Origin of the sequence: Paenarthrobacter sp. NPDC056912 (assembly GCF_042786555.1) — a bacterium.
Lineage (GTDB): Bacteria > Actinomycetota > Actinomycetes > Actinomycetales > Micrococcaceae > Arthrobacter.
In genome coordinates this window covers 18,454-44,897 of the sequence record NZ_JBHUCD010000016.1, presented here as the reverse complement: position 1 = coordinate 44,897, position 26,444 = coordinate 18,454, and the positions used below count along the sequence as shown (strand labels likewise).

Annotated in this window: 30 protein-coding genes; 23 read left to right on the top strand and 7 right to left on the bottom strand. The window is 63.9% G+C overall.

Features of this window, described 5'->3' with window-relative positions:
• Positions 1 to 11: 11 nt before the first annotated feature.
• From ACFRJ9_RS17060 to ACFRJ9_RS17050, 3 genes are all read left to right on the top strand, one after another.
• Positions 12 to 1,301 (top strand): dicarboxylate/amino acid:cation symporter, encoded by a 1,290-nt coding sequence (locus ACFRJ9_RS17060; RefSeq protein WP_377670263.1) that lies wholly within the window; start codon positions 12 to 14, stop codon positions 1,299 to 1,301.
• Positions 1,302 to 1,543: 242 nt separating this feature from the next.
• Entirely contained in the window at positions 1,544 to 2,665 is a 1,122-nt protein-coding gene (locus ACFRJ9_RS17055; protein WP_377670261.1) for a type II asparaginase, read from the top strand.
• Between the two features lie 128 nt (positions 2,666 to 2,793).
• Positions 2,794 to 3,453: a hypothetical protein gene (locus tag ACFRJ9_RS17050; protein ID WP_377670258.1), complete on the top strand. Its 660-nt coding sequence runs from the start codon at positions 2,794 to 2,796 to the stop codon at positions 3,451 to 3,453.
• A 1,309-nt stretch (positions 3,454 to 4,762) separates the two neighbouring features.
• Here ACFRJ9_RS17050 and ACFRJ9_RS17045 read toward each other — a convergent pair.
• The 5 genes from ACFRJ9_RS17045 to ACFRJ9_RS17025 all read right to left on the bottom strand — a co-directional run bounded on the left by ACFRJ9_RS17045 (position 4,763) and on the right by ACFRJ9_RS17025 (position 8,584).
• Positions 4,763 to 5,074: a winged helix-turn-helix domain-containing protein gene (locus ACFRJ9_RS17045; RefSeq protein WP_377670255.1), complete on the bottom strand. Its 312-nt coding sequence runs from the start codon at positions 5,072 to 5,074 to the stop codon at positions 4,763 to 4,765.
• A gap of 283 nt (positions 5,075 to 5,357) precedes the next feature.
• Positions 5,358 to 5,738 carry a flagellar assembly protein FliW gene (locus tag ACFRJ9_RS17040; protein ID WP_377670253.1) on the bottom strand — a complete coding sequence of 127 codons (381 nt, stop codon included), beginning with the start codon at positions 5,736 to 5,738 and terminating at the stop codon, positions 5,358 to 5,360.
• Positions 5,735 to 6,622, bottom strand: coding sequence for a flagellar hook-associated protein FlgL (gene flgL / locus ACFRJ9_RS17035; RefSeq protein ID WP_377670251.1), 888 nt, complete (start codon positions 6,620 to 6,622; stop codon positions 5,735 to 5,737). Before flgL ends, ACFRJ9_RS17040 begins: the two co-directional genes overlap by 4 nt.
• 3 nt (positions 6,623 to 6,625) lie before the next feature.
• On the bottom strand, positions 6,626 to 8,059 hold the full coding sequence (gene flgK, locus ACFRJ9_RS17030) for a flagellar hook-associated protein FlgK (protein ID WP_377670248.1): 1,434 nt from the start codon (positions 8,057 to 8,059) through the stop codon (positions 6,626 to 6,628).
• A gap of 42 nt (positions 8,060 to 8,101) precedes the next feature.
• Positions 8,102 to 8,584, bottom strand: coding sequence for a flagellar protein FlgN (locus ACFRJ9_RS17025; protein ID WP_377670246.1), 483 nt, complete (start codon positions 8,582 to 8,584; stop codon positions 8,102 to 8,104).
• Positions 8,585 to 8,823: 239 nt separating this feature from the next.
• On the opposite strand from ACFRJ9_RS17025, the gene ACFRJ9_RS17020 reads away from it, so the two are divergent.
• The 4 genes from ACFRJ9_RS17020 (at position 8,824) to ACFRJ9_RS17005 (ending at position 11,863) form a co-directional block, all read left to right on the top strand.
• On the top strand, positions 8,824 to 9,660 hold the full coding sequence (locus ACFRJ9_RS17020) for a flagellin (protein ID WP_377670244.1): 837 nt from the start codon (positions 8,824 to 8,826) through the stop codon (positions 9,658 to 9,660).
• A gap of 111 nt (positions 9,661 to 9,771) precedes the next feature.
• Complete coding sequence (gene fliD / locus ACFRJ9_RS17015) at positions 9,772 to 11,154, top strand: flagellar filament capping protein FliD (RefSeq protein WP_377670242.1); 1,383 nt, start codon at positions 9,772 to 9,774, stop codon at positions 11,152 to 11,154.
• 3 nt (positions 11,155 to 11,157) lie between these two features.
• A complete protein-coding gene (gene fliS / locus ACFRJ9_RS17010) occupies positions 11,158 to 11,592 on the top strand; it encodes a flagellar export chaperone FliS (protein ID WP_377670240.1) in 435 nt (144 codons plus the stop codon).
• Complete coding sequence (locus ACFRJ9_RS17005; RefSeq protein ID WP_377670238.1) at positions 11,582 to 11,863, top strand: hypothetical protein; 282 nt, start codon at positions 11,582 to 11,584, stop codon at positions 11,861 to 11,863. The genes fliS and ACFRJ9_RS17005 overlap by 11 nt, the downstream gene beginning before the upstream one ends.
• A gap of 57 nt (positions 11,864 to 11,920) precedes the next feature.
• Here the strand turns inward: ACFRJ9_RS17005 and ACFRJ9_RS17000 are convergent, their stop codons facing one another.
• Entirely contained in the window at positions 11,921 to 13,144 is a 1,224-nt protein-coding gene (locus ACFRJ9_RS17000; RefSeq protein WP_377670235.1) for an amidohydrolase, read from the bottom strand.
• 92 nt (positions 13,145 to 13,236) lie between these two features.
• Here ACFRJ9_RS17000 and ACFRJ9_RS16995 point away from each other — a divergent pair, with 92 nt between their 5' ends.
• Complete coding sequence (locus tag ACFRJ9_RS16995) at positions 13,237 to 13,887, top strand: cyclodeaminase/cyclohydrolase family protein (RefSeq protein ID WP_377670233.1); 651 nt, start codon at positions 13,237 to 13,239, stop codon at positions 13,885 to 13,887.
• A gap of 4 nt (positions 13,888 to 13,891) precedes the next feature.
• Here the strand turns inward: ACFRJ9_RS16995 and ACFRJ9_RS16990 are convergent, their stop codons facing one another.
• Positions 13,892 to 14,137 (bottom strand): hypothetical protein, encoded by a 246-nt coding sequence (locus ACFRJ9_RS16990; protein ID WP_377670230.1) that lies wholly within the window; start codon positions 14,135 to 14,137, stop codon positions 13,892 to 13,894.
• A 318-nt stretch (positions 14,138 to 14,455) separates the two neighbouring features.
• Between ACFRJ9_RS16990 and ACFRJ9_RS16985 the strand changes: the two genes are divergently transcribed.
• The 15 genes from ACFRJ9_RS16985 (at position 14,456) to ACFRJ9_RS16915 (ending at position 26,389) form a co-directional block, all read left to right on the top strand.
• Positions 14,456 to 14,797, top strand: a complete 342-nt coding sequence (locus ACFRJ9_RS16985; RefSeq protein ID WP_377670460.1) for a flagellar basal body rod protein FlgB — start codon at positions 14,456 to 14,458, stop codon at positions 14,795 to 14,797.
• The gene (locus tag ACFRJ9_RS16980; RefSeq protein WP_207596508.1) at positions 14,797 to 15,189 is read left to right on the top strand and encodes a flagellar basal body rod protein FlgC; all 393 of its coding nucleotides are present in this window, start codon (positions 14,797 to 14,799) and stop codon (positions 15,187 to 15,189) included. The genes ACFRJ9_RS16985 and ACFRJ9_RS16980 overlap by 1 nt, the downstream gene beginning before the upstream one ends.
• Positions 15,189 to 15,503 carry a flagellar hook-basal body complex protein FliE gene (locus tag ACFRJ9_RS16975; protein WP_377670227.1) on the top strand — a complete coding sequence of 105 codons (315 nt, stop codon included), beginning with the start codon at positions 15,189 to 15,191 and terminating at the stop codon, positions 15,501 to 15,503. Before ACFRJ9_RS16980 ends, ACFRJ9_RS16975 begins: the two co-directional genes overlap by 1 nt.
• On the top strand, positions 15,503 to 17,134 hold the full coding sequence (gene fliF / locus ACFRJ9_RS16970; RefSeq protein ID WP_377670225.1) for a flagellar basal-body MS-ring/collar protein FliF: 1,632 nt from the start codon (positions 15,503 to 15,505) through the stop codon (positions 17,132 to 17,134). The genes ACFRJ9_RS16975 and fliF overlap by 1 nt, the downstream gene beginning before the upstream one ends.
• Positions 17,131 to 18,159: a flagellar motor switch protein FliG gene (gene fliG, locus ACFRJ9_RS16965; RefSeq protein ID WP_377670222.1), complete on the top strand. Its 1,029-nt coding sequence runs from the start codon at positions 17,131 to 17,133 to the stop codon at positions 18,157 to 18,159. The genes fliF and fliG overlap by 4 nt, the downstream gene beginning before the upstream one ends.
• On the top strand, positions 18,149 to 18,772 hold the full coding sequence (locus tag ACFRJ9_RS16960; RefSeq protein WP_377670219.1) for a FliH/SctL family protein: 624 nt from the start codon (positions 18,149 to 18,151) through the stop codon (positions 18,770 to 18,772). The genes fliG and ACFRJ9_RS16960 overlap by 11 nt, the downstream gene beginning before the upstream one ends.
• A 38-nt stretch (positions 18,773 to 18,810) precedes the next feature.
• Positions 18,811 to 20,106, top strand: a complete 1,296-nt coding sequence (locus ACFRJ9_RS16955; protein WP_377670458.1) for a FliI/YscN family ATPase — start codon at positions 18,811 to 18,813, stop codon at positions 20,104 to 20,106.
• Positions 20,103 to 20,528 (top strand): flagellar FliJ family protein, encoded by a 426-nt coding sequence (locus ACFRJ9_RS16950; protein WP_377670217.1) that lies wholly within the window; start codon positions 20,103 to 20,105, stop codon positions 20,526 to 20,528. The genes ACFRJ9_RS16955 and ACFRJ9_RS16950 overlap by 4 nt, the downstream gene beginning before the upstream one ends.
• 2 nt (positions 20,529 to 20,530) lie before the next feature.
• Positions 20,531 to 21,181: a C40 family peptidase gene (locus tag ACFRJ9_RS16945; RefSeq protein WP_377670455.1), complete on the top strand. Its 651-nt coding sequence runs from the start codon at positions 20,531 to 20,533 to the stop codon at positions 21,179 to 21,181.
• Between the two features lie 29 nt (positions 21,182 to 21,210).
• On the top strand, positions 21,211 to 22,680 hold the full coding sequence (locus ACFRJ9_RS16940; RefSeq protein ID WP_377670213.1) for a flagellar hook-length control protein FliK: 1,470 nt from the start codon (positions 21,211 to 21,213) through the stop codon (positions 22,678 to 22,680).
• An 18-nt stretch (positions 22,681 to 22,698) separates the two neighbouring features.
• Positions 22,699 to 23,136 (top strand): flagellar hook assembly protein FlgD, encoded by a 438-nt coding sequence (locus ACFRJ9_RS16935; RefSeq protein WP_377670211.1) that lies wholly within the window; start codon positions 22,699 to 22,701, stop codon positions 23,134 to 23,136.
• A gap of 34 nt (positions 23,137 to 23,170) precedes the next feature.
• Positions 23,171 to 24,343, top strand: coding sequence for a flagellar hook protein FlgE (locus tag ACFRJ9_RS16930; protein WP_377670208.1), 1,173 nt, complete (start codon positions 23,171 to 23,173; stop codon positions 24,341 to 24,343).
• 106 nt (positions 24,344 to 24,449) lie between these two features.
• The gene (locus tag ACFRJ9_RS16925) at positions 24,450 to 24,749 is read left to right on the top strand and encodes a flagellar FlbD family protein (protein ID WP_377670205.1); all 300 of its coding nucleotides are present in this window, start codon (positions 24,450 to 24,452) and stop codon (positions 24,747 to 24,749) included.
• 3 nt (positions 24,750 to 24,752) lie between these two features.
• On the top strand, positions 24,753 to 25,571 hold the full coding sequence (locus tag ACFRJ9_RS16920; RefSeq protein WP_377670202.1) for a motility protein A: 819 nt from the start codon (positions 24,753 to 24,755) through the stop codon (positions 25,569 to 25,571).
• Positions 25,568 to 26,389, top strand: a complete 822-nt coding sequence (locus ACFRJ9_RS16915; protein ID WP_377670199.1) for a flagellar motor protein MotB — start codon at positions 25,568 to 25,570, stop codon at positions 26,387 to 26,389. Before ACFRJ9_RS16920 ends, ACFRJ9_RS16915 begins: the two co-directional genes overlap by 4 nt.
• Positions 26,390 to 26,444: the final 55 nt, after the last annotated feature.

Genomic DNA, 26,444 nt, shown 5'->3' with positions numbered 1-26,444 from the left:
AGGAAAACATCATGAGGAACAGGCTTACCGTCCTGATTGTCATCGGACTCGTGGCCGGCGTAGCCACCGGCCTCATCTTCCACGCAACCCTGCCAGCAGACGCGGCTAAAACCGCAGTTGATGTCTTTGATACCGTCGCCCACCTCTTCCTCAACCTCATCAAGATGGTGATCGCTCCCCTGATCTTCGCCATCATCGTTACCGGCATCACCGGAATGACCAAGTCCACTGGGCTGGGCCCCTTGTTTGCCAAAGCCATCACATGGTTCCTCGCCGCCTCGGTCATTGCAGGAGCCTGGGGATTCATCACAGCCCACATCCTCAATGTCGGAAAGGGCCTGGACCTGCCAGAGTCGAACAGTTCCGCCGTGGATTCCCTCGCCGCCAAACCGCTCGACTTCCTCACTTTCATCGAACATATCGCCCCCAAGAGCCTCATCCAGGCCATGGCAGACAACAACGCCCTGCAGATCCTCGTCTTCGGCACGCTTTTCGGCGCCGCACTACTGGCGCTGAAAAGGGCCGGCAACACAAAGATCTCCGACGTCATCGAAGAGCTCGTCCCTGTCATGCTCAAACTCACCGGCTACGTCATGCGGGCAGCCCCCGTGGGCATCTTCGCGGCCGTCGGATCAGCCTTCACCGCTCAGGGCATTGACGGATTCACTACTTACGCCGGCCTCGTCGGCGGTTACTACGCGTCCTTGGGCGGACTCTGGGTACTGATGCTCGCCGTAGGCTTCCTCTTTCTGGGCAAGTCCGTCTTCCGACTCATCGGGGCCATACGCGAACCCATGGTCATCGCCTTCTCCACCGCCAGCAGCGAAGCGGCCTTCCCCAAGCTCATTGACGCGATCACCCGCTTCGGCGTCCCCCGCCGTACGACTGGATTCGTCCTACCCATGGGCTACTCCTTCAACCTCGACGGATCCATGATGTACATGACCTTTGCATCCGTCTTCCTCATCAACGCCTACGGCATCAGCATCGACATCGGACAGCAAATCGCCATGATCGTCCTGCTCCTGGTCAGCAGCAAAGGCATGGCAGGGGTACCACGCGGAGCCCTCGTGATCCTCGCCGCAGTACTTCCCTCCTTTGGTATCCCCGCGGCCGGTATCGCTGTCCTCTTGGTTGTCGACCAGATCCTTGACATGGGTCGCACAGCCACCAACACCCTCGGCAACGCCATCGCCACGGTCGTCATCGGCCGCAAAGAAGATGACACGACGGAGTTCACCGAGGACGAAGCGCCCGACTGCAAGGACCACGAAGAATTAGCCCTCACAGCCAAGCACTAGACACTCGCGGAGCCTCGAGATCCGCACCGGACTCACACTGACGCCCGGGTGCCGATGCACTTATTGCCCGCCGCACACCGATTCGCTACAACTCCAAAAAAGTCTGCCAACACCCTCGCCCGGCTAACACAGCAAAGCGTTCGACGACATTTCGGGATGGCAACACAACTTCCATTCGAATCTGTGGTCTCGCTCCGCTTAGGGGCACACTCCCGCATGAGCACGAGACAAAAGGAGCCTTCATGAAAATAACATCCGTGAAAATAGCCAGCGCACTGGCCTTTTGCCTACTTATCCCATGCGCTTCCGCATGCTCTTCCGTCCAGCCCAGCGGACAGTCCGCTGCCAAAGACATTCCCGCGGAAAAGACCACGTCAGACTTGCCCAACGTTAAGATCCTGGCAACGGGAGGAACCATCGCAGGCACCTCCGACAGCAATACAGACACCACCGACTACACCTCAGGACAACTCGGCGTGGACGCACTCATCGCAGCTGTCCCGGAAATCAAAACCAAGGCTGACGTCACCGGTGAACAAATTGTCAACTTCAACAGTCCCGACATCAATAGCGAAGTACTGCTCACCCTCGGCAAGAGGATCAACGACCTGCTCGCTTCCCAGGAGGTGGATGGCGTCGTAGTAACCCACGGAACAGACACCCTGGAAGAAACAGCGTATTTCCTCAACCTCGTCGTTAAGAGCGAGAAACCAGTCGTCGTGGTCGGCGCAATGCGTCCGTCCACTGCACTCAGCGCCGATGGGCCCATGAACCTGTACAACGCAGTGCGGCTCGCAGCCGATCCGGGTGCAAAAGCCAAGGGGGTCATGGTCGTCATGAACGACCGCATTGGCGCGGCCCGCTACACGACCAAAACGAACACCAGCGCCACTGACAGTTTTGCCTCGACGGAGCAGGGTTATCTGGGCGAATTCGCCGGCGAAGATATCCGCTTTAACGCCACGATATTGAAAGACCACACGACAAAGACGCCCTTCGACATCTCCAAACTTGATGCCCTCCCACAGGTCGACATCCTGTACTCCTACCAAAACGAAGGGAGATCCCTTTTCGAGGCCGCGGTTGACGCAGGTGCCAAGGGAATTGTTGTCGCAGGCACTGGAAACGGGTCAATGTCCCAGATTGCTGAAGAAGCGGCCCGCAAGACAGCCGCAGACGGCACCCTCATAGTGAGGTCCACTCGGGTGGGTAGTGGCATCGTCACCCACAAGCCCTCCGACGACACGGACAACTTCGTCTCTGCCGACTCCCTCAACCCACAAAAAGCCCGCATCCTTCTGTCCTTATCTCTGACAGCAACAACCAACCGCGAACAGATTCAGGAAAACTTCAACATCTACTGAGCTCCATCACAAACGGCAAAGACCACGAAGGCCACCACCTCGCTCTAGGGCTAGGTTCCTTCAAAACGTATAGACGGCATCCGTTCTTACAGCACATCAAATACCAAGAAACCAAAGGAGTCATTCCCATGACCACTAAGATTCGCAAGGCAATCACTAGTGCTGGCGCCAGCGCCCTGATAGCCGGTGCACTGCTCTCCGGTACAGCAGCGGGGGCCTTTGCAGCCACCCTCGCGCCGACTGTCATCCCGGCAAAAACCATCGCCATAGGTGCCACAGGCAATGTTGGCGCCCAAGTCCTCAACCAAATCGGCGTTACCCAGACTGGTACGGTAACCCTGAACCTGACAGCGCCAGCCAATTCAATCTTCGAAACCCCTGAGGTTTGGGGCATGGACATAAACCAGGGCGTCCCCTCAGGGGGGACTTCAAAGCGATTCACAAATTGCAATATCAGCAACGCAGGAAAGAACATGACCTGCAGCGGCTCAATCACGATACCCGCTGCCGGCAACGGCTCACCAAGCGGTGTGAATCTTCTCGCAGACGTGACTGTCCAGTCCAGCGCGGCCGATAACACGCTTTACACGGACGGATCATTCATCCTGACGAACTCATCGAATGGTGCTATCTCCGGCGGAACCACCAACCTCCAGTACCGGACACCGGAAGTGGTCAACGCCCCTATGATTGACCCGGTGATCGGCGGCGGAGCGGCATCCGCCGGGCTCCTGGCACTTGGTGGAATTTACGTGATGCGTACTCGCAAGAACGCGGCAACTGCCTAGGAACATCCACACGGACAAATCGGAGATCCACCGAAACCGTTATAGGACGAATTCCGGATTTGAATCACAAACTCCTAATTAATAAGTGGTTGTCGATGATGAAGCGCGAGTTTGTGGCCGACCCGGGGAACAACTCCCAGGGTCGGCCTTTACGTCCTGCACATAGACTTTCGCGAGGAAACCCATAGACTCAGCCAGCCCGGATGAAAGTCTTGAAATTTCAGGTTGCGTCCGCTTGTGCACCAAGCAGTGGAAGTCCTGGCTGCATAGCCACCTAGGATTCCACGATATCGGCCGGAACGTCCTCCGCCGTCAAGGGCGAGATCACCAGGTCACCGTTCTCGTCCAGGCGCACCGGTCCATCCCCGGCGGGCAAGAACCTCCTCCAGACCACCAAGCGCTTCGTCCAGTTCCTCCTGCATCCGGACCAGTGCCCGGGGCGAGTCCGCTGGCTTACCGACCAACTTGCAAAACTCATCATGCTGCAACCCCCATCTTTCAGGAGTGAGAAGGTAAGCAGTCGGGTCCGAGTAGCGTCGTGAACCGGCACAAACAAGTCACCGGTGCGCAGCCCGCCACGCAAAGCCAACAAAGTGCACAGCTCCCAATAATGCCGGTACGCGCTCGTATTCCCGGACTCGGCCGCGGCCTGCAGATACCCGGACCACGGCGCCGGGACGAACCCAACCGGTGCCTCTAAAGGGACCTTGCGGGCATCTGTGACCTTCAGATCCCGGAGAATCCCGACCGCGTCCAGGAGCCGACAGTCAGCCCATGAGCGGTGGAAGGGCTGATCCGCACCAACCGAATCCTCTATCCCTCTTGGCCAGCGGAATCGTGGACACCCCGACCGCGCACGGCAAGTTCGTCTTCGGAATGTTTGGCGCTCATGGCCGAATATGAAGCCGCATTGATCCGCGAACGACCCCCGGCCACGGCTGGCACGAGGAGTGCGGCCGTCCACATGGGGGCGTAGACGGCCGCACCGTCCGCTGGGACTCGACAGCGGGCCAGTGCACCCCTGCACCGGAGGACGCGGGGGCACACTACCAGGGGCGGGGCATGATCCACCCACCCCTGGTAGTGACCGGGACAGCATTGACAATGCTACTGCCCCAACACCCCGCCCGGAGCCTCCCCCCAAGGGATTCCCCATGCGGGCTGTCAGGACTGAATAGCCTTCCCGGTCCCGGTAATGACGGTCAGTACGTTCACCCGGAGCGAAGCCCCCGAGCCCCGAGATGTCCTCCATTGCGTGCCCGGCCGCCGCGGGGACTCAACCGGGGTCCATTCATCGGGTGCCCCACACTTAGGGTTGGAAGGCGTCCTTCAGGAGATCCAGTGCCGCTATGAAGCCTTCGGGAACATACTCGTAGACCAGTGCCCGTCTGTGGCGTGCCCCTTCCGGAACGTTTGCGCTCACGATGCCGGCATGTTCCAGATCCTTCAAGCACCTCCAGATAAGGGTGTGTGAGCGCCCAACGACCTGAATGATCGACGTGATTGTCGAAGGCCCATGGTCCATCAGATGCCGGATGACGGTCAGGCCGGTCTTGTTTCCAAGAATTGCCGCTGCATCGTCTACGGACAGCGGCTGGGGTGAAATGGGGGCTACGGTCATACCCCATATAGGGGTCGCCACAGAAAACGGACGAAATCGTACGTTAGTGATCTGGGTTTCCTCATTTTTGGCGTACGTTAAGTCCTTTTTCCGTGGTGGTTGGGTCGTGTCGCTATTTTTTTTGGGGGGGCGCAAGGGGCCGGAGCCGGTCCCGGCCGAGGAAGGCGTGAGGACCGTTGAAGTGCTCGACGCTGCCCGCCGGAGCGCTGCCGAACAGCGCGTCATACAGCTCTGAGGCCGTGCGGACGGGCGCCGGGCACCCGGGCCGCGGCGCCGGGCCGCCTCAGCCCAGCTCGGCCCGCAGCGGGTATTTAGCACCGTCCAGGATGACTTGGACACAGCGGCCAGTGGCGGGGTTCACCACAATCGGGGCCATGAGGTTGACCGTTGTTTTGTCCGGCGTCGGGTTCACCACTACCAACATGGTGGCCGCACTCCCTGCGAGCTCCAGCGAGTCCAAGGCCGCTCCCGAAATGACCGGGGCGTAGTCAGGGACATAGACGGCAGCATCAGCCACGAACATCCGGACGCGCGGGGTGGAGGCTTCCAACGCGTACAAGCCCTCCGCCCCGGCAATTCCGCGCAATGAGAACCCCTCGGCGGACTCCAAGCCCGGCATGGGGGAGGCGAAGGTCAGTGTCTCGAACACCGGTGCCGGGCTCATCGCAGGAAGTCCATGAGCGTGGGCTGGAGCACCTTGGCCGTCACGGCAAGCGCCACTTGATAGTTGGTTTCCTGCAATTTCAAATCCAGAACCGCCTTTCCCAGGTCCATGTCTTCCACACGGGCCCTCTGGGTTTCCAGCGTAGCCTTCATCCCTTCCAAGGACTCCTGGGCCTGGCCGAGCCGAGCCTGCCGCATGCCAACATCTGACCTTCCATCGATGACGGCCTTGATCCGGTCACCGAGGGCGCCCAGCCGCGCGTTGGGATTGACGCCTGAACGGATGTCCGCGACGACGTCACTCACCAGAGCGAAAACGGAGCCGGCGCCGTCCCCGAAGATCGTACCGCCGTCGGAATCCACCCGGACGGTCCGCTCACCATCGACGCGGCGTTCCACCGAACCGTTGCCGGCACCGTTGTACGTTGGGGGAGTGGCGTTGCTGAAGGCGCCGTCGGTGTCCGAACTCCCGGCAAACACGTTCCGGCCCAAGTATTGCGTGTTCGCCTGGGTCAGGAGGTCTTTGCCAAGGCCCTCGATCTCCACCGCGATCGCTTCCTTGGCCGTGGTGTTGAGGGTTCCATTGGACGCTTGGACAACCAGGTCCCGGACGCGGTTGAGGACGTTGGTGGACAGCCCCAGTGCCGTGTCTGCGGCGGCCAACCAGCCGTTGCCGTCGCTGATGTTGTTGCCGTACTGCGTGGCGGCGCTCAACTGGGCGCGCATGGCGATGGACTGCGCGGCACCGGCGGGATCGTCCGAAGGGCGGCTGATGTTCTTCAACGTCAGCGCCCGTTCCTGCAGACCGGCAAGCCTGGACTGCGCCGATTGCAGGTTCCTCTGCGCGGAGGCCGACATCATCTGGTTGGTGACGCGATTGAGCACGGTTTACCTTCCCACCAATCCGGTGCGGTTAATCAGGACGTCCAAGGCCTCGTCGATGGCCGTCATGACCCTGGCTGCCGCCTGGTAGGCGTGTTGACTGGCGAGCAGGAAGATGTTCTCCTCGTCCAGGCTGACGGACGCACCGGAGGAGCGCTGCCCGACGGCGGCAACACTAGCCGCGTCCGACAGTTGCGAATGCTGTTGGGCTGAGCGGGAGGCCATCCCGATGCCCGCCACGACGCTGCTCCAGAACGAATCAGGGGCATCGGGCGAGGAGCCGATCTGCGCGACGCGATCGGCGATGCTTCCGTCAAGGCTGCCGGAGCCCGGGGCGCCCGTTGCGATTCCGGCCGCACTGGTGGGGACAACCCGGATGGACAGTGCGGCGGGCACTCCTGGCGTGCTGGTGAAGAAGTCCAGGTTGCCTGCCCCTGTTGACGATTGTCCCGTGCGGTGGACGGCGTTGACGTCGTTCATCAATTGCGTGGCGAAGGCGTTGTAGGCTGCTGCTGCCTCGGCGATTGCCCCTCCCGTCCCAGTTCCCGAGCTCCCCGGCGCGGCGGGGGCAAGGAGCGAAACCGCCCCCGCGAGCTGGCCGCCGTCGAGGTTTACCGCGACGCCTGGCCGGTCCGCCCACTCAAGCTGAACTGGCGAACCAGCTGCGCTCAAGGACGTTTGGCCAGCCACCGTGAGCTCACGGTGCGAGGTCCCTGAGACCAGGGCGTTTCCGCCGATGAACACGTCAGCGGTGCCGTCGGCATTCTCGCGGACCGTGCCGCCGGCCAAAGCCGCGATGGACTCCGTCATCTGGTTGCGGGCATCGATGAGTTCGTTCGCCGAACCGCCCGCAGCCAGGACCGAACGGATGGTGGCGTTGAGGCCGGCTACGTGTCCGGCCGCGGCATTGAGCTCCTCCACGGTGGCTGATGCCTCGCCGCGGACGCGGCTCCATTGCGCGTCGAGCGCTTTGTAGCCAGCGGATACGGTGGCGCTCAGTGTGGCCCCCGCCTCCAGCAGGACCGACGCCGGCGCGGACTCGCCCGGGTGGTTCGAGACTCCGTGCCATGACGCCCAAAAGGTTTGCAACGCCGTCGAAAGTCCGTGCGGGCCGGGTTCCTGCAACGCGTCCTCAAGCCGCTGGAGTTCCGTGGACCGAATGCCGGCGTAACCGGACTGGGCAGCGGTGTTCCGAACGCCGGAGTCGAGGAAGCTGCTCCCGAGCCGTGCGATGCCGTCCACCGAGACTCCTTGGCCGGCCTGGCCAGTGGCCGGGTTCAGCCCGATGGGGAGCGGTGCGCTGATGGCGGATTGCTCGATCCTCTGCCGCGTATAACCGGGCGTGGAGGCGTTGGCGATGTTCTGGCCGGCCAGGTTGATGGCTTGCTGGGCTGCGGTGAGGCCACGGTAGGCCGTGTTGAGTCCGCCGAAAGTGCTCACGTGGTTGTCCTTTGCTGGTCCGGCCGGGATGTCAGGGGGTGCTTAGATTTGCCGGTCGACGAGGTGGGCCGCTGACGCTTCTCCGGTCCGGCCATGCGCGTCATACGTGCCGGCCCCGGGTTTCAGGTCGGCGATGGTTTCCTGTGTTGAGCGGACGGCTGCGCGCAGGAATTGTTCGTTCGCGTCGCGGAGTTCCTTGATGGCTGCTGTCTGCTGCCGCAAGGCCGTCAAATGGGACGTCAGGACCTCTGTCCACGCGGGATCAGGCGATGCCGCGGCCAATTCCGCCAACGAACAGTCGGCAGACACGCCCCATTGTTCTGCCACGGCGGCGATTTCCACGGCACGGGCCAGCCCGGCATTGGAAACACGGTCCAGGACCTGTTCCACTTCCCGGGTGCCGTGCGGCAGCCAACGGGACTTCCCGGCCGTCAGCAACAGTTGCTCTTCTTCGAGCTTGAAGGTCAGGAGATCCAGGAGTTCGCGCTCGCGCCACAGCAGGGCTGACAGTTCATGGATGGCCACGGGGGTCAACTCCAGTTCTGGTCGGGGTAAGGGTGCGGGATGGGTTGGCGTGCCACCCGCCAACTCCCCAATATCTATCGGCCGCTGCCGCCTCCCCGTTAGGCGGACGGTGCCCTGGAAACGCTGGTTCTTTTCCTCGGCATTTTTACTAACCGGCGCTGGACCGCCTCCGATAGTGGGTTGTGACGGCCCATGGATGGGCCGCCGCACAGTAAGTCCACATCACGGAGGAAAACACCATGGGCATGCAGATCAACAACAACCTGATGGCGAACAACGCGTACCGCAACCTGAACGCCACGCAGGACACCCTTTCCAAGTCGATGGAGAAGCTCTCCAGCGGCCTGCGTATCAACCGTGCCGCAGATGACGCGGCGGGCCTTGCCATCTCGGAAGGCCTCAAGTCCCAGGTCAGCGGCTCCGCAGTTGCCGCACGTAACGCCCAGGACGGCATCAGCATCATCCAGACCACCGAAGGTGCCCTCACCGAGGTCCACTCCGTACTGCAGCGCATGCGCGACCTCGCAGTGCAGGGTGCATCGGACACCAACAACGGTGATGCACGCGCTGCAATCAAGAAGGAAGCCGACTCGCTGGGCAAGGAACTGGACCGCATCACGGAATCCACGAACTTCAACGGCATCGACCTCCTCAAGGGCGGCACCAAGACCATCCAGGTGGGCACCGCTGGTTCGGCCAACGACGTTATCTCGGTAACCCTGGGCGACGTCGCAACGGCTGCGGGCACGCTGTCCTCCGCTACCGGCGCAACGGGCTTCGACGTGAGCACCAACGCCGCAGCGCAGACCACGATCACGGCGATCGACGCTGCCATCACGGCAGTTTCGGCGCAGCGTTCGGACCTGGGCGCCAACCAGAACCGACTGGACCACGCCATCAAGTCCCTGACCGTTTCCGGCGAAAATCTGCAGGCCGCACAGTCCCGCATCGCCGACACGGACATGGCTGCCGAAATGGTCAAGTACACCAAGGCCAACATCCTGTCCCAGGCTGGCACCGCCATGCTGGCGCAGGCCAACCAGTCCGGCCAGGGCGTACTGTCCCTCCTGCGCTAGGACCTTCGCGTTTCGCAGGCAGCAGCAGTAACTGATGGCGGCTGGCCAGGTCCGCTCGTTGTGGGCCCGGCCAGCCGCCATCGGCTTTGACATCCTCCGGAAGGAACACCCGTGGCAACCTCCATCGACGGCCTCGCGAGCGGCCTGAACACCACCGCGATCATCAACTCCCTGATGTCCGTCGAAGCCTTGCCGCAGGCCCAGCTCAAGACCAAACTACAGAACAACCAGACAGTCATCTCCACCCTGCAGTCGCTCAACGTGAAACTCACCGCGCTGAAGGACGTCGCATCCGGCAATGCCGCCGCCGGTGCCTTGAACCTGTTCACCGCCACCAGCAGCTCGCCTTCCGTGACCGCGAAAACCACGACGGCGGCCGCTGCGGGATCGATCGACCTGACCGTGACGCAGCTGGCACAGACGCAGGTCAACGTCACTGCTGCCATGGCAACGTGGCCCACGGACGGCGGCGCTCCGGCCCGGCTGACGATAGTGGATGCCACTGGCAAGAAGACCGAGATTTCCCCGGCCAGCACCTCACTGGATGACGTGGTCTCCGCCATCAACGCCGCTTCCGGCGGTGCCCAGGCAGTGAAAGTACCCGCGGGAAACGGTACTTACCGCCTGCAACTGACGGCCACCACGTCAGGCGCGGCAGGTGCCTTCACCGCGTACCGGGGAACGGCTGCCCAAGTTACCGCGGGCACAGCGGTGGACCTCATGGCGGACCCTGGTGCCGCCGTCGTGAAGTCCGCGCAGGACGCGAAAGCCACACTGTACGCGGGCACTGCCGCCGAGCAGGTCCTCAGCTCCGGCACCAACACGTTCGCCGATGTCCTTCCGGGAGTCTCGGTCACGGCCTCAGCGGTGACGGCGGCCCCCGTCACCGTGACAGTGGCCAGCGACGTCGCCGGGATTGCCAAGAAAGCCGAAGGCCTGGTCACGGCTGTCAACGACGTCCTGAGTTTCGTGGCGATGTACAGTGCCGTGTCCAAGGCAACGGACGCGAGCGGCGCCACCGTGCCCAAGGCCGGGATCTTCACGGGCAACGGCAGCGTCCGGGCGGTCAACGACCAGGTCCTCGCCGCGTTGTCCAGGCCCATCGACGGGAAGTCCCCGGCCGAGTACGGCATCAACATCACCAAAGACGGCAACTTCACGTTCGACGCCGCCAAGTTCTCCGCCGCAATGACCGCCGATCCCGTGGCGACCCAGACTGCCGTCCAGGCCCTCGCAACCCGCGTCGCGGACGCTGCCACAGCTGCCGCTGATCCCTACAGCGGTTCCATTTCCGGCCTCATCAAAGGCAGGGAGTCCGAAGTCCGGGACCTGGGCACCAGGATCGCCGACTGGGACCAGCGGCTGGCCACGCGCCGCGCTACCCTTCAGTCCGTGTACACCAACATGGAGGTTCTGCTGGGGGGACTCCAATCGCAATCAGCGTGGCTGTCCGGCCAGATTTCCAGCCTTTCCAAGCAGTCCACAGGAGAATAAGCAATGACCTACAGTGCACTCCGTGCCCAGCAGCTCTCCCGCTACAACGACGACGCCGTCCTTTCCGCCCCGCCGGCGCGCCTGCTGACCATGCTCTACGACCGGCTCTTGCTGGACCTCAAGCGCGCACAGCTCGCCCAGGAGAACGCCAACTGGGACGTGGCAAGGGAAAACCTGCTGCACGCCCAGGCAATTGTTGCCGAGCTTCAGTCCACGCTGCGGACCGACCTCTGGGACGGGGCAGCCTCGCTGGCGAGCATCTACGAGTACGCCATGCAGGCCTTGATCGGCGCCAACATCTACCGTGATGTTGAGCGGACCAAGGAATCCATCGAGCTCCTGGAACCGCTGCGGCAAGGCTGGCATGAGGCCGCAGCGCAGTTGTCCACTGATTCTGCTCCGGCGGTTTCCTCGGGCAGGGCGCTCGGTGTCGCCTGATCCCTGGTCAGCGATTCTGGACAGTTTTGAGCTCGACATCGCACTGGCCGTGTCCGGCGGTGCTGTCCGGCCATGGTCGCCGCCGGCCGACGCAGGACCGCTGCCCGCTGCCTTGGAGGAGCGTGCCCGCCGCGTCCTTGACGCCCAGACGGACGCCATGGCCACGCTCGCACGGTTGAAGCACGACGCCGGTACGCAGCTGGGAGCCATCGATTCAGTGCCGTCGGGCGCGGCTTCGGACCGGCCGTTGCTGCTGGACGTGCGTGGCTAGCCCAACTGGCTGGCATTAGTGGTTGTTCTGAGGCCGCTGAACAACCACTAATGCGAGCTACTTTGGGCTGCCCAGGAATTCGCGCGCAGCCGTGACCAATGCTTCGGTGCCGGCGGCCAGGGTCGGCTGGATGATGGGCGCAAAGTACGGCGAGTGGTTGGACGGAATATCCTCCGGAAACCGGCCTGTTTCGGCCCAGTCCTTGAAGTGGGACGCATCGACTCCGCCCAGGAACCAGAAGACCAAGGGAGCGCCGGCAGCGGTTGCGAGCTCTCCAACGTCTTCGCTGCCGGACACGGGACCCGGATCAATGATCTTGGCGTCGCCGAATTTCGCACGGAACGCCGCTGTTACCTTCCCGGTGGCCGACTCGTCATTGACTGTCAGCGGGAAGCGCTCCTCGTAGTCGAACTCAGGGTCTTTCGGTGACCCGGACGCGGTCGATTCGCTACGCACAATGCGCTCGATCGAGCCCAGGATCTTCTCCCTGATGGGATCGCTGAACGTGCGGATGCTCAGGCCCAGGGTGGCCGTCTCGGGAATGATGTTGTTCTTGGACCCCGAGTGGATCTGTCCGACGGTCACCACGGCAGAGTCGCTGGCCGCAAGCTCACGGGACACGATTCCCTGCAAGCGAACGGTTGCCGAGGCCGCCATCAGCACCGGATCAATGGTGGTTTCCGGGCGGGAACCGTGACCGCCACGGCCATGCATGGTCACGTTGAGGGAGTCCGCGGACGCCATGGTGACGCCGGGGCGGATGCCGAACCATCCTGCGGGAAACGGTGCCACGTGCTGGCCCAGGACGACGTCGGGCTTCGGGACGAGGCCGTAAAGACCGTCGGCAACCATTGTCTGGGCGCCGCCGCCCCATTCTTCGGCCGGCTGGAACACCGCAATCAGGGTGCCTTGCCAATCCTGCTTTTGGCTGGCGAGGGCCTCCACTGCCCCGACCAGGCAGCTCACATGGACGTCGTGCCCGCAGGCGTGCATGACCGGGACGTCTTTGCCTTCATGATCGACGCCGACTGCCGTGCTTGCGTAGTCCAGACCGGTAGCCTCCTTGACGGGCAGCCCGTCCATGTCCGCCCGGAGCATGACCACCGGGCCGGCACCGTTTTCCAGGACGCCAACAACGCCGGTCTTTCCCACATTGCGGTGCACGGTGAAGCCCAGGTTTTCAAGATGCTGTGCGGCGATCCCGGCTGTTCTGACCTCTTGGAAGGAAAGTTCGGGGTTCGAGTGCAGGTCTTTGTAAAGCTCTTCGAGGTCAATGGTCATGGGTTTGCCCTTTTCGTTCGACGCCGTCCGTCTGGCCAGTGTATCCACACGTTTTCTTCGCGGGCTGCGAAAACACGGGCACACTGGGTGGCATGAATGATTCCGCATCAGTGACGACGCAGGGATCCACCGTGGAAGATTGGACAAAGGCTCTGGCGGAGTCCACTGGTTCTCCTGGCGGTGGTGCCGGGACAGGGGTCATGCTGGCCATCGCCGCGTCCCTGACCTCCATGGTGGCTGGGTACACGGAGGATGGTCACGTCGAGTTGGCAGACCTTCACGGGCGGGCCCGGGCGCTGCGTGAAACCGCCCTGCACCTGGCCGATGAAGACGCTGCGGCTTCCAGGGCCTTCGGTGCCGCTTTCCGGCTGGACCCGGGGCGAGAACGTGAAGACGCGATTCACCGGGCGTCCGTCGATGCGGCGAAGGCCTCCGCCGTGCTGGGCGAGCGGGCGATCGAGGCCATCGAAGACCTGGGGTGGCTTGCCTCCCATGGGAACCCGGCGCTCATAGCTGACGTGGTGGTGGCCTTTGGAGCGCTCAGGGCGGCGATCGCTGGTGCCCGTACCAACGTCAGTTTCGACCTTTCCTCGCTCACCTCTGCCGGCGCTGACTTGGCGAAGGTCCGGAAGGACCACCGCTCGCTGTGGGAGACCGTAGGGCGGCTCAGCGATGCCTTGGACCGGATTGACCAACTGACGGCAAGCGTGGATGGGAAGGCGGCCCCTACGGACGGGGCGTGAGGACCTATACGGGAATGGAAGCAGCCCACTCGTGCCGCCAGCGTGCACAGTCGCTGCGCTGCTGCAGCACTTTGTCTGGCTCAATGCTCCGTGAGGGCCAAAGAACCAGCTTGTGTGAGTCCACTATCTCGCCTGATTCGGGGCTCGTGTCCACATCGTGGCCCGCGTCCATGCCGGTGGCGTAGTACCGCGCCCTATAGATCCCGCGTTTGAGATCCAACGGATACGAAGTTTCGGCTGCCCATTCCATGAGGTGGACTGGTTCATCTGCCAGAATGACACCTCGACTATGTCTTCCCAGCAGTCCTCAACAGGTGGCTCGATAAGCGCTTCTTCGACAACGAAGCCCACAGTTCCGGTGTGCAGCCCTGCACCCACAGGTGGCCGTTGAAAAGACGCCTCATCCGACATTCTTAGCAGTAGGAGCCCAAAGTGCGCACCACATTTGCAAAATTAGTCGCCTGATTCTCCTAACGGCCTTTCGAACGGTGTCGATAACTGATGCTGAGCAGGGATCGCTCGATGCATGGCCACGGATTGGCCTTACGACACCACCAGGCAGGACTTTGTGCTTGAATCCGTGACTTCCGCCGCCTTGGCCAGCGCCTTGGACGCGCTTTCCTTGCGCCAGCGGACCATCGCCAACAACATTGCCAACGTCAACACTCCGAACTATCAGGCCAAACGGGTCTCGTTCGAAGACCAGTTGGCGGCCTCAGTGCGTTCCGGCGACGGCACGGTGAACGCCACGATTTCCCCGTCCGATGAGCCAACCCGGACGGACGGAAACAACGTCAACCTGGACACGGAGACCCTGTCAAATATCGATACCGTGCTCCGCTACCAGTTCGCTTCACGGGCCGCCGCCGGCGAGTTCACTTCCCTCCGCACAGCGTTGAGGACCAACTGATGACCTTTGACGCGATCGGAATCGCGGGCTCGGCACTGACCGTCCACCGCAAATGGCTCGACGCTGTTTCAGACAACCTGGCCAACATGAACAACGCCTCGCGCACCGACGGAGAGGCCTTCCGGGCCCGCTACATCGAGGCCGCCGAAGGGAACAACGGTGACGGGGTGTACGTCAAAAGCACCCCGCTCGGTGACGGGGAGGGAAGGATCGTGTACCAGCCGGACCACCCGTTGGCTGACGCCGACGGCAACGTACGCTACCCGGACATCGACATGGCTGAGCAAATGGGGACACTGATCATCGCCCAGCGGGGATACCAGGCCAACGCCCAAGTAGTGGATCGGGCACGTGAAACGTATCTGGCCGCACTCGAGATAGGAAAATCCTGATGGCCCTGGGCCCTCTCGAAGCCATCCAAGGTGTCACCGGCACCGGCTACATCAACACCGGGAACGTCGGAGCCGCCCAGTCAGCCGGCACGGGAGGCGACTTCGGCGCGGCGCTGACCGGCGCCGTCGACAATTTGCAGTCCTTGCAGTCCGCGTCCAAGGAGCTGGCCGTTTCAGCGGTAACCGGCAACCTGGACGATATCCACAAAGCAACCCTTGCCTCGACCCGCGCCCAAGTGACTTTTGAGCTGGTGGCCACCGTCCGGAACAAGGGGATTGACGCGTTCAACGAGATCATGAGGATGCAGGCCTGATGCCACCCGGGATTTCCCAGTTCTTCCGCAAGATCGGCAGCGGCGTCCAGGCGTTTTCGCCGGCACAGCGTACCCTCGCGATCCTTGGCATCGCCGTACTGGTTCTTGGCGGCGTTGCGCTCACTGCGTGGCTGGGGAAGCCCGCGTACTCGCCCCTGTTCTCCGGGTTGAAGGACACGGACGCCAACAGCATCGTGGAGCAGCTCCGCAAGGACAACATTCCCTACGAACTGAGCAACGGCGGATCCACCATCCTGGTCCCGGAAAACAAGGTCTATGACGAACGCCTCAAGGCTGCCGCCGCTGGCCTGCCTTCCGCCGCCGCCACGGGCTACTCCCTGCTGGACAAACTGGGTGTTACGTCCTCCGAATTCCAACAGTCGGTGACCTACAAACGGGCGCTCGAAGGCGAGCTCAGCACCACGGTCCAGGCAATGGACGGCGTCAAGAGCGCAGCAGTGCGGCTCGCGATCCCCGAGAAGTCCGTTTTCGTGGACACTACCCCCGAGCCCACTGCATCAGTGTTCGTGGAAACCCAGCCGGGCACCACGTTGTCCTCGGACAAAGTGCAGGCAATCGTGCACCTGACATCAGCCGCCATCGAAAACCTTAAACCCACCAACGTCTCAGTAGTGGACTCGCAGGGAAACGTCCTCTCCACGGTGGGCGCCGGCGCCACGGGGTCCTCGTCCAAGCAGGCAGCGGACTACCAGCAACGCACCTCGGACGCCGTCAAAGCAGTCCTGGACAGGGTGGTGGGACCTGGAAACGCAACAGTGGCCGTCGCAGCAGACGTCACAGCTGAATCCGCCCAGCAGCGCAGCGAAACGTTCACACCGGCCGCTGACACCCCGGCCCTGAGCGAATCCACCAAGACCGAGAAGTACACCGGAACCGGCGGTGGCGCCGCCGGTGTCCTGGGTCCGGACAACATCGCGGTACCGGGCGGCAACGCAGCCAACGGAAGCTACGATTCCAGCGACACCACCAAGAACAACGCCGTCAACAAAGTCACCGAAGACCGGACCATCCCGCAGGGAGCCGTGAAACGCCAGACCATTTCGGTAGCGATCAACGAAGCGGCCGCAGGCGGAGTCAATGTCGCCTCGGTGCGCGCACTGGTCACCTCAGCCGCCGGGATCGATGCTGCCCGCGGCGACGTCGTTACCGTGGAGGTGCTCCCGTTCAGCACAGCGGCAGCAGACAAAGCCGCCGAAGCCCTGGGGGCTGCTCAAGCCGACGCCGAAGCAGCCAAGGACGCAGCCCTCATGAACACGCTCATTCTTGCTGGAAGCATCCTCTTGGCCGCGATCGCCCTGATCGTCGCCGTGCTCATCATCCTGAAGCGCCGCCAACGCCGCGAGCCCGTGGACCTGGGCGAGCGGATGGACTACGACGCCTTGGAAGCCAACCCCACGCCTGCCATCACAGGACCGGCCACCACGGCAATCGAGCTGACCTCCATCCAGCCTATGACTCCGATCCAACCCACTCCGGCATTGCCGCTCCCCGGTTCGGAAGCGCTGGACGGCGAACTGAAGCGTGCCCAGATCGAGGCCATGGTGGCTGACAACCCTGCCCGCACCGCCGAGTACCTGCGCGGACTCATGGATGAAAGGCAGTCCGTATGAGCCACACCGTCCCGGAGGCTTCGGCACTTAGCGGCGTGCAAAAGGTCGCTGTGGTGCTCATGCAGATGAGTCCGGGCAGCGCAGCTTCGGTCATGGCGCAGTTCTCCGAATCAGAAGCCGAGGACATCGCGGCCGAGATCGTCCGGCTCCGCCGCGTTTCGTCAGTGGTGGCAGACCACGTCATCAACGAGTTCCATGGACTTGCCGTCAGCGGCCGCCGCACGGCACGCGGCGGCCAGGAGTTCGCAGCAGGGCTTCTCGAAGCATCCTTCGGCGCAGACAAAGCAGCAGGCTTCATGGACCGGCTGGCCTCCACCATGGCCGGCAAGTCGTTCGAGTTCCTGGAGATGATGGACCCCGGGCAGATCCTGGCGCTGATCGACGGCGAACTGCCCCAGACCATTGCGCTGATTCTGGCCCACCTGCGGCCCGGCAAGGCATCAGCGGTCATGTCAGGCCTGGGCGACACGCAGCGGATCGAAGTCGCCCGCTGCATCGCGACCATGGGGTCAGCCTCTCCGGAAGCCGTGGGGATCGTGGCCGAAACCCTCAAAGTCAGGGCCGGGGCGGTCATGTCGCAGCGGAAGTCCAACGAAATCGTCGGCGGCATCCAGCCGTTGGTGGACATCATCAACCGCTCCGACGTCACCACCGAACGGTCCGTGCTGGACGGCCTGGGCACCTTGGATCCGGAACTCGCCACCGAAGTCCGCGCCCGGATGCTCACATTCGTGGACATCGTGAAACTTGAGCCGCGGGACATCCAGCAGATCCTCCGCGGGGTCAGCGCCAACGTACTGGCCGTGGCCATGAAGGGCGCCCCACCGGTGGTCCTCGATACCGTCCGCGCCAACATGTCCGGCCGAAACCTTGAGATCCTCGAATCGGAGATGAATGCCTCCGGCCCGGTCCGCGCCTCACAGGTGGAAGAAGCACGTGCCGAGATCGTTCGGTCCATCCGCGAACTCGAGGCCGAGGGGGCAATCGTGGTCCGACGCGGGGACGAGGACGACTTTGTCTACTGATCACCTCGCCCGCGTGACGTTTCCGTCAGTCGGATCGTCGGAGCGTTCCGGCGAGGTGGACCGCGGCTTCGTCCAAGGCCACGCAGCCGGATACGCCGCCGGAATCCAGGCCGCTGCCGCCGAGCATCGCCGACTCCAGGAACAGCTGCGGGCTGAGCATGAGGAAATGCTCGACGCCGGCCGCACGGCTTTAGCGCGCTCCGTTCAGCTTCTGCAGGCCGCAGCAACGGCGGCGCAGCAACGCCAGGAAATCGCCTTGGACGAAGTGCAGGACGTCCTCGCCGCCGGTGCCATGGACCTCGCGGAAGCGGTCCTCGGACATGAGCTGGCGCAAGGAGAGAACACTGCCCGGGCGGCGCTCGGCCGTGCGCTTGGATCGCAACGAGGCGGCAGCACCGGCGTCGGAAGCGTCACCACCGTACGCCTCCACCCGGGTGACCTGGCAGCGCTCGCGGCATCCGGCGTCGTAGACGTTGCCGGAGTTGAGCTGAAGGCCGATGCCGCGCTGAACCCGGGCGACGCCGTCGGGGAATACCCGAACGGCTGGATCGATGCCCGCATTGCCTCCGCGCTGGAGCGGGCCAAACAGGCGCTGCTCGGGGCGGGCTCGTGACGGCGTACAGGCCGCACGCGGGGCGCTTCCACGCCGCCATGGCCGCCGCCGCTCCGCAACGCGTCGGGACCGTGACCTCCGTACTGGGACTGGGCCTGGAGATCGCCGGACTCGATTGCGCCGTAGGAGAGCTGGTGACCATAGGCTCGGGTCCTGAAACGCTCGACGCCGAAGTTGTCGCCTCCGTCAGCGGGGCCCTGCGGTGCATGCCCCTGGGCCGATTGAACGGAGTTGCCGCCGGAGCTCCAGCCCGCGCCAAGGGCACCCCCATGCTCGTCCCCACAGGCACCGGGTTGTTCGGCCGCGTGGTGGATGCGCTGGGCCGGCCGATCGACGGCAAAGGCCCGCTGCCCTTCTCCCACCGGGTCGAACTGGATCAGGAAGCACCGTCCGCCATGAGCAGGGCGCGCATCGACACGCCCCTGCAGACCGGCGTGCGTGTCCTGGACACCATGACCACCCTGGGTCGCGGCCAGCGCATGGGACTCTTCGCCGGATCCGGCGTGGGCAAGTCATCGCTGCTGTCCATGGTTACCCGCGGCACCGACGCCGAAGTCTCCGTGATCGCCCTGGTGGGGGAGCGCGGCCGTGAAGTGCGCGAATTCCTTGAAGACGACCTCGGCCCAGAAGGCCTGGCCCGCTCCGTGGTAGTGGTCGCCACCTCAGACGAACCAGCCCTCATGCGGCTTCGCGCCGCAGTGACCGCCACCCGCATCGCCGAGTCCTTCCGTGAAGCCGGCAAGGACGTGGTGCTCATGATGGACTCCCTGACCCGCGTTGCCATGGCCCAGCGCGAGATCGGCCTCTCCGCAGGTGAGCCGCCCGCCACCCGCGGCTACCCGCCGTCGACCTTCTCTGTCCTGGCCAGGCTCCTGGAACGTGCCGGAACCGCCGAAACCGGCTCCGTGACCGGCATCTACACCGTGCTGGTGGATGGCGACGACCACAACGAACCCATCGCCGACGCCGCCCGCTCCATCTTGGACGGCCACGTTGTCCTGGACCGGAAACTCGCCGTCACCGGGCACTTTCCCTCCGTGGACGTCCTGGGCTCGGTGTCGCGCGTGGCGTCCAAGGTCAACGCGCGTGAGCACACGGCGCTCGCCGCCACGCTCCGGCGCGTCCTCGCGGCGCGGCGGGGTGCGCAGGACCTGATCGACGTGGGCGCGTACCGGCACGGCAGCAACCCGTTGGTGGACGCTGCCCTGGATCACGAAGGCGCCATCAACCAGTTTCTCCGGCAGGGCATGGGCGAATCGACTCCGAACAGCCACTCCTGGGCCGAACTTTCCCGCCTCTCAGCGCACTTTGGACACTTTGAAGGAGCCGCGTGAACCGACAATTTTCCCTGGCAGGGCTCTTGAGGCTGCGGCAAGCCGAACAGAAGTCCGCGGAAAGCGGGCTGGCTGCGGCCAACTCGCGTTCGGCGTTGCTGCGTGTGCGCCGGGCGGAAGCCCGCGAAGCGCTGGCAGACTCCGCCGGCCATGCTGCCGACTCTGCTTCCTTGCTGGCCATCGCGGCCGCACGTGCCTCCTCGCAGAGCATGCTCGCAGAGCTGGATGCCCTGGCCGCCAGCGCCGACGCCGACGCTGCCGAAGCCCGCTCCGAATACACCGAAGCCAAGCAACGCGCGGTGGGTCTTGAGAAACTCGAAATCCGTCACGAGGCCGAATATTCGGCGTCTGTCCTCCACGCAGAACAGGGTGTCCTGGACGAGATCGCGTCCGCCGCCTGGCAGAGAAAGGCCACCTCGTGAGCATGACCGACGCCATCGGGCGGATCCAGAGCATCGAAGCCTCGCTGCAGCAATTGGCCCAGGGTGCGCGGGCTTCGGCGGCTTCTTCGCCTGCGTCCAGCGCCGCAACCGCCACCGACGCCGCCTCCTTCGCTTCAGCATTGAGCAGCGCGATGGGGACAACCTCCTCTGCTTCCCTGGCGTCCGGACTGAGTTCTGTCGGCCTGAGCGCACTGGTGCCAACTGCTGGAAGTACGACGGCGGCCGCTGGCGCCGGGGCTGTCGGCACCGCCTCCGGGGGAGTCACGGGTGACGCCGTGGTGGCAGCAGCCAAGAAGTACATTGGCGTGCCCTACGTCTGGGGCGGAACAAACCCTGCGGTGGGCATGGACTGTTCCGGGTTCGTCCAACGGGTCTTCAAGGACCTGGGTGTTGAGCTGCCGCGCGTTGTCAGCGACCAGATGCAGAAAGGCACTCCAGTGGCTTCACTGGCAGAAGCCAAACCAGGGGACCTCCTGGTCAGCTACGGGGGCGAACACATCTCGATCTACCTGGGCAACGGCAAGGCAATCGACGCGCCCGTGCCCGGGCAGACCATCCAGATCCGGGATGCCTGGGAAAAGTACTCCAACCTGACCTCGATTCGCCGGATCGTCCCTGCTGGGGGTTCGTGATGCAGGCGGTGGTTGGGGGCAGCGCGTGTGTGAAGGGTGCTGCTGGTGCTTTGAATGCGGCCGGTGTTGCGGGTCCGGCCGGGGTTGGTGGTGCCGGGGCGTTCGATGCGGTGATGACTGCCGAGGCTTCGGCCACCCATTTCGGTGGCTCACTGTTCATTCGGCCGTTGGCACGGAACGTTCCGCAGGGAACCCACGAAACGGGTGTAGCTGCGCAGGGAAGCGTCGTTGTTGGGACTGTCAATGGGCCCGTGAACGCGCCGGAGATTGGGAGTGCCAGTGTCCTCGAGCCCGGTGACGCCCAGCTGACCTTGGTTGGCGTTATTTCCAGTGTCACTCCTGTGCCTGGAACGCCGACCGAGCGGACCACTGGGGCCGGCACATCACCAACAGCCATGACAACCGACGCTAGTGCCTCGTCATCCGCCCATTTCGAGGGCTCGCTGCCCATTCGTTGGTTGGAACGGCCTGTTCCGCAGGGAACCCCGGAAACGGGTGAGCCTGAGGCGGCCGCGGCTTCGGGGGCCTGCGCGACCGTGGTGGCGGCGGTGCCTGTGGTCGCCCCGGACCAGGTTGCCGAGGCTTCGCAGTCTGTCCGTTTCGATGGTTCGCTGCCGGTTCGTTGGTTGGAACGGCCTGTTTCGCAGGGAACCCCCGAAACGGGCGCAGCTCCGCGGGAAAGTGTCGTTGCTGGGACTGCTGGGACTGCTGGGACTGCCGGTGTGCCCGCGCAGGTTGATGCCCGGCTGCCCTTGGCTGACTCTGTGCCCGCTGGCCCTTCTCTGGTTGGGGCTCCGGCTGCGCTGACCACTCGGACCGACGCATCAACCGCAGCCCCGACTGCCGGTGCCTCGTCGTCCGCCCGTTTCGATGGTTCGCTGCCGGTTCGGTGGTTGGAACGGCCTGTTGCGCAGGGAACCCCCGAAACGGGCGCGATGCACGGGCCCACGCCGGCCCAGGTCACCGTCCATCCCACAGCTGTCATCCCGGCCGGACCCGCGCTCACCCCGCAGCCAGCGCCCGCCCCGCAAACCACACCCACACCTCAGCCTGCCCTCACCGCCCAGCTCGCCACGCCCCTGTTTTCGCTGGCATCGGCCGCTCCGGGGCAGCATGTCATGACACTGCGGGTGTCCCCTGAAGACCTTGGCCCCCTCACGGTCCGGGCGCACATTGATGCGGCGGGTGTAAGGATCGAGCTGTTCGCGCCGGGAGATGCCGGCCGGGATGCAGTGCGGCACATCCTCCCGGAACTCCGGCGTGGACTTGAAGACTCCGGGGCCAGCCTGAGCCTCTCGTCGCACAACAGCCCGCAGGACGGGGGAGCCAGAGGTGACAGTGCCACCGGCAACGCACCCCGCGACGCGGAGCCGCAGCCCCGACGCTTCGGTGACCCTGGGGCAAACGGGACAGAAGACCAACCGCAGCAACGACGCCAGCCAGCACCCGGCGTCGTACATGACCCCGGCAGCCCAAGCCGCCTGGACATCCTCGTCTGAGGTGAAGGAGAGACAACCATGACTACTATTCCCGCAATTGCGGCCAACAACGGCGTAGCGTCGGACAGTGCACCAAGGACTCCCGTGAAAACCATGGATTCCGAGGTTTTCATGTCCTTGCTGGTGACGCAGCTGAGGTACCAGGATCCCAGCGCGCCCATGGACACCAACCAGATGATGAGCCAGTCGGTTCAGCTTTCCATGATGGAGAAGATGACCGAGCTGACGGCAGGGGCCAAGGAAAGCTTCTCGCTGCAGATGCGTACGGCCGCTGCCCAGATCATCGGGACCCAGGTGAGCTACACGCTGGCCGACGGGACCAAGGGTTCTGGCGTTGCCAGTGCGGTGTCGTTCGCGGACGGCGTTCCGACGGTGACGGTGGGGGACGCCAAAGTTCCGCTGGACCTGATCACCGGCATGACCGCCCCCACCGCAGCCACCCCTCCAACCAGCTGATTTTCACCAACTTCACCCGAAGAAAGGCAACACCATGCTCCGTTCGCTGTACTCCGGTATCTCCGGCCTCCGCGCCCACCAGACCATGCTCGACGTCACCGGCAACAACATCGCCAACGTGAACACCACCGGCTACAAGACGTCGTCCGCCCAGTTCCAGGACACGCTCTCGCAGATGACGCAGGGCGCGGCCGGGCCACAGCAGGACGTGGGCGGCGCCAACCCCGCGCAGGTCGGCCTGGGTGTGCGGGTGGCCGGTGTCAGCACCAACTTCGGCCAGGGCTCGTCGCAGAGCACCGGCCGCGGCACTGACCTCATGATTTCCGGCGAGGGCTTCTTTGTCACCGGAAAGGGAACCCAGCAGTACTACACCCGGGCAGGCAACTTCCAGATGGACGCGGCGGGCCGCTTGGTCAGTCCCGACGGCGGCATCCTCCAGGGGTGGACGGCCACCAACGGCGTGGTGAACCAGGGCGGAGCCACCGGGCCCATCACGTTGTCTCCGAACACCACAGCACCTGCTGTGGCTACGACGAGGGCCACACTGAACGGGAACCTGCCGTCGGACGCTGCCGTGGGCACCTCCGTGGAGCGCCAAGTGAAGGTGTTCGACGCCAACGGGGCCGAGCGCAGCCTCACCATGAATTTCAGCCGCACCGCGACGGGCTGGAACGTGGCCGGCGCCGATGCGAACGGTTCCACGGGTACGTCCGCCATGACCTTCACCAACGGCGCGCTCACGTCCGGCGGGACAATGACTGTTGGCGGGATTTCCGTGGACATGAACGCCGTGACCGGCTTCGCGCAGATGAGCACGCTTGCAGTCACCGGCCAAAACGGTGCGGAAGCCGGCAAGCTGGAGTCCTTCACCTTGGCCGGCGACGGTTCCCTGATCGGTTCCTTCAGCAACGGCAGCAAGACTGTCCTGGCGCGCGTGGCCCTTGCGCGCTTCACCAATGTGGAGGGCCTCGAAAAGGCCGGCGGATCCACCTATGTTGCCACGGCCAACTCGGGCGCAGCCCAGCTGGGCGCACCAGGCGACGCCGGTTTGGGCTCCCTGGAATCGGGCTCCCTGGAAATGTCCAACGTGGACCTGTCCCAGGAGTTCACCAACCTGATCGTCGCCCAGCGCGGCTTCCAGGCCAATGCCCGCATCATCACCACCTCTGACGAGGTCCTGCAGGAACTGAGCAACCTGAAGCGCTAACCGCCGGGAGGAAGGCGGTCTTCCTGCCGCCTCCTAACGCGGCGCCCCTTGCGGCCGACAGTAGGGGACAGAACCACCTCCAGCCGAGCCCAACCAGAAACGGCCCATGATCGTTGTCACCCGCCTGAACGGCACACGCTTCGCCGTGAATCCGGACATCCTTGAACGGATCCACGAGAGTCCGGATACCCATCTGGTGACCCTCGACGGCGCCGCTTACGTTGTGCGGGAATCGCTCGCTGAGGTGGTGGAGCTGATCGCGAACTACCGCGCCAGCGTGCTCCGCCGCGCCCAGGACCTGCCCGCCGTCACGGGCTACCCCCTCAGCCTGGTCCGATCGCCCGAATCCGAACCCGATCCGGGCCACAGCCCGGATAACGATCACGACCACCGGAACGGAAGGTAGCCCATGACAATCCTTGGTCTGCTCCTGGCCTTTGCATCCGTGGTGGCGATGGTCACCCTGGAACACGCGAACCTCATGTCGCTGCTCCTGCCTGCTCCCATGATCCTGGTTTTTGGAGCCACCATTGCGGTGGGGCTGGCCGGAAACACCTTCCGCGACGTCATTCAGGCGTTCAAGGATGTGCCCAAGGCCTTCCTCGGCAAGCCGGCCAAGCCCACGGCGAGCATTGATGAGCTGGTCCGTCTCGCCGAGAAAGCCCGCAGCGACGGCCTGTTGTCCCTCGAGGAAGAGGCCAACAACGCCAAGGACCCGTTCCTGCAGCGCTCCCTCCAAAACATCGCCGACGGCACGGATGCCGAGGAACTCCGCCTCCTGATGGAGGACGAGATCGACACCAAGGTCCGTGCCGACCACGTTTCCTCCAAGTTCTTTGCCGCCCTGGGCGGGTACGCGCCAACCATCGGCATCATCGGTACGGTGGTGTCTTTGACCCACGTCCTGGAGAACCTGTCCTCGCCGGACCACTTGGGACCGATGATCGCGGCAGCCTTCGTGGCAACACTGTGGGGTCTGTTGTCCGCCAACTTCATCTGGTTGCCCCTCAGCGCCAAGCTGAAGCGACTGTCGGAGCTCGAAGTTGAGCGCATGACGCTCCTCATGGAGGGTTTGCTTGCGGTTCAGAACGGGACCCAGCCCCTGCTGCTCGCCGAGCGCCTTCGCGCGATGGTCCCGGCCGAGCCCCGCGGCAAAGCGAAGGACGCCAAAGACAAAGCGGACGACGGCGGCAGGCCCGGCAAGCTTTCGGCGTCCAGGGCAGCATGAGGTCCCGCAGGAAGCGCGGCTCCCAGCCTGAAGAGCACCACGTCGACGAACGGTGGATGGCCTCCTACATGGATATGGTCACCGTCCTGATGTGCATGTTCATTGTCCTGTTCGCCATGTCATCGGTGGATCAGGTCAAATTCGAGAAACTGCGGAATTCGCTGGCCACGGGTTTCGGCACGGAGATCAGCCAGAAGGTGGACACCGCCAGCGGTGTGGTGGTGCCGTCCGAGCTCACAACGGCCAACGGCGAGGGTTTTTCAGCGCTGGACCTGGCCATCAAGGAGGCCGACAAGCTTACGGCTTTGCAGAATGCCATGCAGGCCAAACTGGATGGCGCGGGCCTGGCCGCGAACGTGCAGTTCGTCGTGGGAGAGCGCGGCCTGACGGTAAAGCTTGTGGGCTCCCAAACGTTCTTCCAGCCGGACATGCCTGACCTTACGCCCAAGGCCGTCCAGATCCTGAACACCATCGCACCCACCGTGGTGGGTTCCGGTCTGGAGGTCATGGTGGAGGGCCATGCCGCCAAGGGGGTCACGGCCTTCGCTTCAACGTGGGAGCTTTCGGCGGCACGTTCTGTCAATGTGCTGAGGTATTTCGTTGACAACTCGGGCATGCCGCCGGGACGGATCGGCGCGGTGGCTTTCGGTGCTGCCCGCCAGGTGACGGATGACTCCACCGAGGAGCTGATGGAACTGAACCGGCGAGTGGACGTTGTGTTGCTGTCCGCCAGTCCGGAGGATGTCCGGGCCTTGATCCCGGGCGCCATCGAAGCCCAAACCCAGGAGACAGCTGCTGCCGCGAAGGGTGCCAAATAGTCGCTGGATAGTCCTGGACGGAATGCCTTACGCCGCCGGCTGACGTGCCGATAGT